Origin of the sequence: Comamonas sp. (assembly GCF_009360615.1) — a bacterium.
GTDB lineage: Bacteria > Pseudomonadota > Gammaproteobacteria > Burkholderiales > Burkholderiaceae_C > Comamonas.
On the sequence record NZ_SPEY01000102.1, the window covers coordinates 1 to 8,429 of the forward strand.

Sequence of the window (8,429 nt, forward strand, 5' to 3'; positions counted from 1 at the left end):
CGGCTCCTGCGCCACGGCAGCCATCTCCAGCTGCGCCTACAACCCCACGGCCGATTACGCCATCAATGTGGACAAGGCCAAGACCTGGGGTCTGGAGTTGAGCAGCCGCGCCCAGCTGGCCAGGGACTGGGCCGTCAAGGCCGGCTACACCTGGACCCATAGCGAGGTGATCGAAGGAGGCCGCAAGAACGGTCAGCTGGCCAACACTGCCAGGCATATTGCCAGCGCCCAGCTCGACTGGACCCCGAGCAGCCAGTGGCGTCTGTGGGCGCGCGGCGAGTACCGCAGCAAGAGCCCGCGCTTCAGCGGCGCCTACGACAATCTGAGCGCCGCCAACAAGGCCGTGTTCGATGCCGTGGGCGATATCAAGGGCTATGCGCTGTTCCATCTGGGCGGCAGCTATCAGGTCAACAAGCGCCTGAGCCTGAACGCCAGCATCTTCAATCTGTTCGACAAGGACTTCCGCAAGTACCAGCAGGTCAGCATCAACGGCACGCCGACCTGGGTGAACAGCTACTTCCAGGGAGGCTCCTCGGTGTCCGGCGTGACCCAGGCCGGTCGTACCTTCTGGATCACGGCGAACATGAAGTTCTGAGGCCGAGTGCTCTTCTAGCGGCATGAGCCTCTGAATCGGGAGCTGCCAGCGCACTGCATCCATGGGTTTCAAACTGTTTTAGTTCTGAAACCCTTTCTGGGGTGGTGCAGGCAGCTCCTGTTCTTATGCTTCTGACAATTGCTTACACTTCTGGCAATAAGGGTTCTGCACGGGGTGAGCCCTTGCCAGGTGAGGGGGAAATCGCAATGTCAGCAGCCAGAGGCCGCGTGCTCATCGCCACGCTGGGACTGGCCTGGGCCGGTGCCCTGGTGGCGCAGCCCGTCTACAAATGGGTGGACGCGCAGGGGCAGACGCATTACGGATCGCAGCTGCCGCCGCAGCAGGTGGATGCATCCCAGGTCAAGGTCTCGCCCAATGGCAGCTCGGGTGCGGGGGCGGGGCGCTTTGGCGAAGGAGCCGAGCCACGCAATCCCGACGGCACCAGGAAGCTGCCCAAGGGCGCGCAGGAAATGGTCGACGGTCTGGCCCCGGGCCTGAGAAAGGTCGACGGCAAGGAGGTGGCGCTGAACTGCGCGCTGGCGGTGGACAACATTCGCAGCCAGATCGAGACCATGCTGGAAAACGGCCAGAAAAACCTCAAGGGCGGCTATATCACCCAGGCCCAGTACGACAGCTCGGCGGGCAACTTCGTGAAGCTGCGCTCCCAGGCCACGGTCAGCGACTGCAAGGCCGCCACGGGCCGCTCGCGCGACATGTACCAGTGCATGACCAGCATGCACAACCATCTGGTCGGCTGCGCAGAAAAGCACAGGCCCTGAGCGGCTCGGTCGCTTGCAGAGCACGCTCTCAGGTCTCGGCCCACATGCGCAGCAGGTTGTGATAGTGGCCGGTCAGGCTGACGGTTTCCTCGGTTTCGCCGAATTTGCCGCGCAGGCCCGTGATGGCCTGATCCATCTCGAACAGCAGGGTCCGGCGTGCATCGTCACGAACCATGCTCTGGACCCAGAAAAAGGAGCAGACCCGCTCGCCGCGCGTGATCGGCTCGACCCGGTGCAGGCGGGTCGACGGGTAGAGGATGAGATCGCCCGCCGGCAGCTTGACCTCGTGCGTGCCGTAGGTGTCCACCACCACCAGTTCGCCGCCCTCGTAGTCCTCGGGCTCGCAGAGAAACAGCGTGCAGGACACATCGGTGCGCAGCCATTGCTCGGAGCCCGCGACGCGGCGTGCCGCGCCGTCCACATGCAGACCGTAGGTCTCGCTGTCGCTGTAGCGGTTGAACAGCGGCGGCATGGTGCGCGCGGGCAGGGCGGCGCTGAAGAACAGCGGGCTGGCGGCCAGCGCCTGCAAGATGATGCGGCCCTGCGCCTGGGCCACGGGCGAGTGCTCGGGCAGCTGCCGGTTGCGCTTGACCTGGGCGCCCTGGCTGCCCACGGTGGCGCGGCCGTCGACCCAGTCGGCGGCATCGATGGCGGCACGCATGCTGGCGACCTGCTCGCGGCTCAGGACCTGGGGGATATGCAGCATCATGGTGAGAATTCTTTGAAGTGGAGAAGCCCCGCTTGGGCGAGGCTGCTAGTCGGAAAGTGGATCGCTGCTGCTGAAGACGGCGCGATCCAGGTAAGAGACAGCGAGCAAGCGCTGCCGCGCAGCAAGGGCTGCCCCAGCGAGGCTGTCGTCCCCCTCCGGCGCTCGGCGCCAGAGAGGGGGAAGGCGCGCCAGCGCCTCAGGGGGAGAAGTTCCAATCAGAACTTGAAATTGGCTGTCAGGCGGGCCGAGCGTGCAATACCGGGGAAGTAGCGGTAGCCGCTCTTGTTGATGGCTGCCACATAGTCCTTGTCGAACAGATTGAAGACATTGAGCTGGATGTCCAGGTTCTTGTTCACGCGGTAGCTGGCCATGGCGTCAAACACCCAGTAGGCATCCGTGTGGTTGGGCGTGCCCACGGCACCGTCGGTGCCGCGCTTGAGGCCGCCCGCATGGCGCGCGCCGCCGCCGACCGTCAGGCCGAAGGGCAACTGGTAGGTGCTCCACAGGCTGAAGGCATTCTTGGGCGTATAGGTCAGGTCGTTGCTGGCGTCGGCTGCCACCAGGGCGCCGGTGTCGACCTTGGTGTTCTGCACGGTGTAGCCCGCGCTCACGCCCCAGGCCTTGTTGATCTGGCCGATCACGCCCAGTTCCAGGCCCTGCACGATTTTCTTGCCAGTCTGGCCCACGGTGCCGTCGGAGTTGGTGACGATCTCATTGGTCACCTCGGTACGGAACAGCGCGCCGCTGAGCATCAGATTCTTTTCCGCCAGCTCCCATTTGCTGCCCAGCTCCAGCGTCTTGGCCTTTTGCGGGTCCATATTCGGGTTGGCGGCATTGTTCAGCGCGGCCGACAGCGCAAAGTTGCTGCCGCCGGGTGGCTGCTGCGAGAGCGCGTAGTTCAGATAGACGCTGCCATTGGGGGCGGGCTTGTAGAGCAGGCCGGCCTTCCAGCTCAGCAGGGTGCCGGATTTGCTCAGACCGTCCGACGTGGTGGGCACCACGGTGCCCACGGGGTTGCTGCCGCAGGGCTGGGTGGTCGAGGTGGCCGTGCAGACCGCCATGGCGTTGTACGAGGTCTTGTAGCGGTCCAGACGCAGGCCCAGATTGGCCTGCCACTGGTCGTTGAACTTCAGCGTGTCGAAGGCATACAGCGCCACGGTGTCGGTCTTGCCCTTGCTGTCGGCACCGTTGCGTACATAGGCAGGCAAAGTGACGCTGGAGTCAGGGTTGTATACGCTGACCCGGGTAGGCACTGAGCCAGAGGTCACCAAGCCGTAATTGGTCTGTTCCTCGCGCGTCAGCTCCAGGCCCAGGCTCAGATCATGCTGCACGCTGCCGGTGGCAAGGCTGGTGCTCAGATTGGTCTGGTTGGTCAGGATGCGGTTGACCTGATCCTTGGTGTTGATGAGGCGCGCCATCGACCATGTGGATGGATCGGCGGGGTTGGGAGTCTGCAGCCCATTGCTGCCAAGCACGCCATTCGTAGAATATCCCTGGCCCATGATGGCCGAGAGCAGATAGTCCTGCTTGGTCTCGCCCCAGCGCGTGGTGTTGCGCAGCTTGGTGGTGGATGTGAAGTCATGCTCCACCTTCAGCGTGGCCATGGTGGCCGTCACATCGTCGTGATCGGAGGCCGTGCCGTAGAAGTTCTTGCTATTGACGCGTGCTGCCGAATCCAGAAAGGCGCGGCGGCCTGCATAGCCTGCAGCGTCGGGCGAGGTGTAGCCGGGCAGGCCGATGGTGGCGACGCCGCCGTCGGGCACATTGCTCTGCTTGATGTGCAGCAGGTTCACGAACACGCGGGTGGGCGAGTTCAGGCCGAAGGCCAACGAGGGCGCAATGCCCCAGCGGTTGTTCTCGATGCCGTTGCGGCCCGCCACATTGGCGTCCTGGGCCATGGCGTTCAGGCGCACTGCCGTGCCGGTCTCGGCATTGATGACGCGATTCAGGTCGATGCTGGCACGCTTGTAGCTGGCCGAACCCAGGCCCAGAGAGCCGCCGAAGCTGTTGTTCAGATGGGCCTGCTTGCTCACCAGATTGATGGCACCCGTGGGGGCGCTGCGGCCATAGTCCGTGCCGGCCGGGCCCTTGGTGACTTCGACCTGGTCGATGTTGAACATATCGCGCGAGATCGAGCCGATGTCGCGCACGCCGTCCACGTAGATGCTGCTGGAGCTGTCGAAGCCGCGCATATAGACGGCGTCGCCCGTGCTGGTGTTGCCGTTCTCGCCTGCGTAGAAGGTGCCGGCGCCGGGCACATTGCGCAGCGCCTCGGTCAGCGTGGTGGCGCCTTGCTCCTGCAGCAGCTGCTCCTTGATGACGTTGACGGTCTGCGTGGTGTTGACCAGCGGCTGGGTGAACTTGGGCGAGGACAGCTGGCCGGGCGTGTAGCCGGTGTCGGCATTGCCCTCCACCTTGACTTCCTTGAGTGTGGTTTCGGCGGACTGGGCCATTGCCGGCATTGCCAGGGTGGCACCGGCCAGCACGGTGGCGCAGGCGACCAGACCGGCGGAGGAAGGCAAGCGGCCCGCGGAATGCTTGCGGCTTTGGATATAGATGTTGGATTGAGCCATGTTGACAGGACTTGGGTGAAGACAGTTGGCTGGCGGGTGTGGGCTGTCTGCACTTGTGATGCGACCGCAGACGCTGGAGGGCGTGCTGGCGAAGTCCTGGCTGGCTAAAGCGTACTCGGGTACGAATGCAGTGAATGATAATGATTCTTAATACAACTTTGCGAAAGTTTACGGAGAATCATGTCTTGCGTTGTTGCACAGCAACATGATCGGGATAGGCGGGCACTCGCTTCACTTCGGATATGAGAGCGGCTACCGCCTTTCCTATCTGTATCTCAAGGTGCCAGGCCATTGAAATCATCTAACAGCATGCGCTGCCTGCTTCTTTTTTGAGAGTCTTTACGGTCGCGTAGCCTGGGCGCTGTCCCTGGCTTGCAGCAGCAGCCCGTGCAGCAAGCCCTGCTGGGCTTCGGGAAAGTCGCTGAGCAGCTCGGCGGCGATCTGCTCGCGGCGGCGACCGAGCTGATCGAACAGCTGCTGTCCCCGGGCGCTGAGTTGCAGGCAGCGTACGCGCTTGTCGGCTTCGCTGGCCGAGCGCTCCAGCCAGCCCTTGTCCTGCAACTGGGCCAGGGTGCGCGCCATCTGGGCCTTGTCGGTGTGGCTATGCTCGACCAGTTCCTTTTGCGTGATGCCGGGGTGGCGACCGGTGTGCATGAGGATGCGGAATTCGTTGAAGGTCAGACCCGGTTGCACCGCTTCAAGCGACTCAAGCAGGCGCGCGCGAAACAGGTGCAGCAGATCGTGCAGCACCTCGAACACATCGGCGGCAATGGATGAACTCATGGTGGGAAAGGTTGTTTGTTGACTTAGTCAACTTATTAATGGATATTTCGTGGACTTTATCAACTTAATGAAAATCATGTCCAACACCGAGACAGTGTCCATCATGCAGCGTGTACGCCACGAATTCCGCTCGCGCCATGTGCAGTTGCTGGCGCGCGAGCAGCTCAGCCCCGGCTTTATCCGCCTGACCGTGGGCGGCCCCGAACTGGCAGGCTTTGTCAGCGCGGGCTTTGACGACCATACCAAGCTCATCCTGCCCCAGGCCGGGATGGACAGGCCCAATCTGCCGCAGATGGTCGACGGTCGCCCGCATATCGACGGCGAACGCCCCACCATGCGCGACTACACGCCGCTGAACTACGACGCGGCCCGCAACACGCTGCAGCTGGAGTTCGCCGGGCATGGCTCGGGCCCTGCCGTGGAATGGGCACGCACAGCCCCCATCGGCCAATGGCTGGGTCTGGCCGGCCCGCGCGGCAGCCTGGTTGTCCCCGCCGATCTGGACTGGCATGTGCTGCTGGGCGATGAAAGCGCCATGCCCGCGATGGAGCGCCGTCTGGCGGAACTGCCGGCCGGCAGCCGCGCCATCGTGCGGGTGCAGATCGGCAACCCGGCAGACCAGCGTTGCTGGAGCAGTGCCGCGCAGCTGGATCTGCAATGGGTGGAGTCCCTGGCCGCTGCCGTCGATGCGCTGGAGCTGCCGGAGGGCGAGGGCTTTGTCTGGGCGGCGGGCGAGAATCGTGCCATGGCCGATCTGCGCAAGCGCATTCTGGCCAAGTCCGGTGCCCATCCCAAGCGCATGCGGATTGCTTCCTACTGGAAGCAGGGCGAGGCCGCCCACCACGAGGAACTGAGCGCGAATGACTGAAGAGCCAAGTCCGCCTTCACGACTCACTGCAATACCGCGTCGCAAGCTGCACAAGCGCTACACACCCCTGGTGTTTGCCTTCTACATGGCGCTGATCATGGCGTTCTTCATGTGCTGCATCATCGTGGCTGCCAGCGGCGGTCTGGGGGATGGCTATGGATGGCGAGTGCTCAAGGCCTATGCGCTGGCCATGCCTTCGGCCTTTGCTTGTGTGGTGCCGGTGCGTCCGCTGGTCATGCGGCTGGTTGCCGCCACCGTGCAGCACTGAGCGTTCCTCACTGATTGAGCAGGATGGGAGTACCGGCCCCATCGCGCCGCAGCTCGGCTGCGCCGCTGGCCACAAGGCTCTCGATCAGGCTGTCCAGCCATTGCTGTGCCGTTTGCGCGCCAAAGTAGCTCTGGTGCAGAGTGCCGAAATAGGGAGTGGCATGGACCCAGTTCTGCAACTCCTGCACCCTGATGCTTTGCCACTCCAGCAGCTTGTATTTGAGCAGCACCTTGGCGGCATAGCTGGCATGGCGCTCCGGCGCCCGGACAAAGCCGGCCAGCCGCTTGCGTGCAATGTCCAAAGCCTTGTGCACATCGCCAAACAAGCCACCATGGCCAGGAACGACCAGGCGGGGTTCGAGGCGCTCGATCACCTCCAGCGTCGCGGCGACCTCGTCAAAGGCGGCAATGCCTTCGATTTCGGGGAAGACCACGCCAAAGCCGTTCTCCCACAGCGCATCGGCAGAGATCAGGATGCGGCTGTCGGGCTCGAACAGAATCACCGAATGCGGATCATGGCCGGGGGCTGCATGGATCTGCCAGTCGCGGCCCGACAGGCGCACCGTGCTGCCGGGCTGCAGCGTGCCCGTGATGGCAAAACGCGGGCATTCCTGGCCCGTAGGGGCATAGCTGAGGGCGGCTGCGTCCCAGCTGCGCACCTGCTCGGCCTGGCCCGGTGCGATAAAGGTCTGCACCTGTGGATAAGCCTGCTGCAGCGCGGCATTGCCGCCGCAATGGTCGCTATGCAGATGGGTGTTGAGAATGCGCGCCAGCGGCTGACCGGCCAGCGTGCTGTCGATCAGCGCCAGGGTTTGCGCGCTATGCGCGACATAGCCGGTGTCGATGACGGCGGCGCCTTCGGCATCGCCGGCCTGCGCGGCAAAGACGATGTTGTTGGCCGACAGCCAGCCGCGCTCCAGCACGGTCATGCCGGGCGGCAGTAGGGCATGCATTGTCGGGGATGCATTCATCGGACTGGTCTCCTGTGCGGTGCTTTGTGTTTTGCACAAGCCTAGCAGACCGCTCATCACGCAACTGTCGCGCGGGCGGGCCGCTCAGTGCAGTTCAGTGCGATTCGGCTGAAGACAGGATGTTGCGGCGAATCACCACGGGCTTGCCGCCAAAGCGCTGCTTGGACAGCCAGTGCGCCAGGGCCGAATCAAGATGCGTGGCGTGGCCGGGAAACCACTCCACCAGGGCCCGGGTCAGATCGCGGCAGAGCGCGACATGGCCTTCGGCGAGCTGGATGCGGACGTCCGCCACGGACTTGAGCACGGCCGCATGTTCGTCGATATGGCAGTCGCGCGGCGGGAACCCGGTGCTCAGCATCCACTGGTCTTCTTCGGCAAAGTGGTGCAGCAGATGGCTTTCCATGGCTTGCAGCAGGCCGGGCAGCTCGCTGTCTTCGCCAGTTTGCAGTAGGGCAATCAGCTCGACGAATTCCTCGTGCAGCTCGTCCATGGGCCCGTTGCCCATGAGCAGATGGTCTCCCCAGACCAGGGTGGCGGTGTGGCTCATGGCAATGTCTTCTTGTGAGTGCTTCGGAGTGTGCGCAGCTTGTCTCTGAAGACTATTATGCAAGCCGTATCGGTGGGCAGGCATCCTCCAAAAAGAGGGGGGGGGCGGTCTGCCGTGCGGGCAAAGAAAAAGCCTCTTGAACCGAAATTCAAGAGGCTTTGTCTGGTGCGCGATACATGGATCGAACATGTGACCCCTGCCGTGTGAAGGCAGTGCTCTACCGCTGAGCTAATCGCGCTTTAACTGGTGGGTGATACATGGATCGAACATGTGACCCCTGCCGTGTGAAGGCAGTGCTCTACCGCTGAGCTAATCACCCGAAGACCGCAATTCTAGC

The 8,429-nt window shown here is 63.4% G+C and carries 9 protein-coding genes and 2 tRNA genes; 4 read left to right on the forward strand and 7 right to left on the reverse strand.

Features of this window, described 5'->3' with window-relative positions; translation table 11 throughout:
* A partial coding sequence (locus E2583_RS22060; protein WP_291598687.1) for a TonB-dependent receptor occupies nt 1-595 on the forward strand: 595 nt, incomplete at its 5' end.
* A gap of 206 nt (nt 596-801) precedes the next feature.
* Nucleotides 802-1,374: a DUF4124 domain-containing protein gene (locus E2583_RS22065; protein ID WP_291598690.1), complete on the forward strand. Its 573-nt coding sequence runs from the start codon at nt 802-804 to the stop codon at nt 1,372-1,374.
* Between the two features lie 28 nt (nt 1,375-1,402).
* Here E2583_RS22065 and E2583_RS22070 read toward each other — a convergent pair whose 3' ends face one another.
* The 3 genes from E2583_RS22070 to E2583_RS22080 form a co-directional block, all read right to left on the reverse strand.
* Nucleotides 1,403-2,083 carry a Fe2+-dependent dioxygenase gene (locus tag E2583_RS22070; RefSeq protein WP_291598692.1) on the reverse strand — a complete coding sequence of 227 codons (681 nt, stop codon included), beginning with the start codon at nt 2,081-2,083 and terminating at the stop codon, nt 1,403-1,405.
* 215 nt (nt 2,084-2,298) lie between these two features.
* Nucleotides 2,299-4,656, reverse strand: a complete 2,358-nt coding sequence (locus tag E2583_RS22075) for a catecholate siderophore receptor Fiu (RefSeq protein ID WP_291598693.1) — start codon at nt 4,654-4,656, stop codon at nt 2,299-2,301.
* Nucleotides 4,657-4,995: 339 nt separating this feature from the next.
* On the reverse strand, nt 4,996-5,439 hold the full coding sequence (locus E2583_RS22080) for a MarR family winged helix-turn-helix transcriptional regulator (RefSeq protein WP_291598694.1): 444 nt from the start codon (nt 5,437-5,439) through the stop codon (nt 4,996-4,998).
* A gap of 67 nt (nt 5,440-5,506) precedes the next feature.
* Here E2583_RS22080 and E2583_RS22085 point away from each other — a divergent pair, with 67 nt between their 5' ends.
* Both E2583_RS22085 and E2583_RS22090 read left to right on the forward strand, forming a co-directional pair.
* On the forward strand, nt 5,507-6,307 hold the full coding sequence (locus E2583_RS22085) for a siderophore-interacting protein (protein WP_291598696.1): 801 nt from the start codon (nt 5,507-5,509) through the stop codon (nt 6,305-6,307).
* Nucleotides 6,300-6,575 carry a DUF2798 domain-containing protein gene (locus E2583_RS22090; RefSeq protein ID WP_291598699.1) on the forward strand — a complete coding sequence of 92 codons (276 nt, stop codon included), beginning with the start codon at nt 6,300-6,302 and terminating at the stop codon, nt 6,573-6,575. The genes E2583_RS22085 and E2583_RS22090 overlap by 8 nt, the downstream gene beginning before the upstream one ends.
* Nucleotides 6,576-6,582: 7 nt before the next feature.
* Here E2583_RS22090 and E2583_RS22095 read toward each other — a convergent pair whose 3' ends face one another.
* From E2583_RS22095 to E2583_RS22110, 4 genes are all read right to left on the reverse strand, one after another.
* A complete protein-coding gene (locus E2583_RS22095; RefSeq protein WP_291598701.1) occupies nt 6,583-7,545 on the reverse strand; it encodes an MBL fold metallo-hydrolase in 963 nt (320 codons plus the stop codon).
* A gap of 94 nt (nt 7,546-7,639) precedes the next feature.
* Nucleotides 7,640-8,092, reverse strand: a complete 453-nt coding sequence (locus E2583_RS22100) for a hemerythrin domain-containing protein (protein ID WP_291598703.1) — start codon at nt 8,090-8,092, stop codon at nt 7,640-7,642.
* A 163-nt stretch (nt 8,093-8,255) separates the two neighbouring features.
* Nucleotides 8,256-8,330, reverse strand: a tRNA-Val gene (locus E2583_RS22105).
* Nucleotides 8,331-8,336: 6 nt separating this feature from the next.
* A tRNA-Val gene (locus E2583_RS22110) sits at nt 8,337-8,411 on the reverse strand.
* Nucleotides 8,412-8,429: the final 18 nt, after the last annotated feature.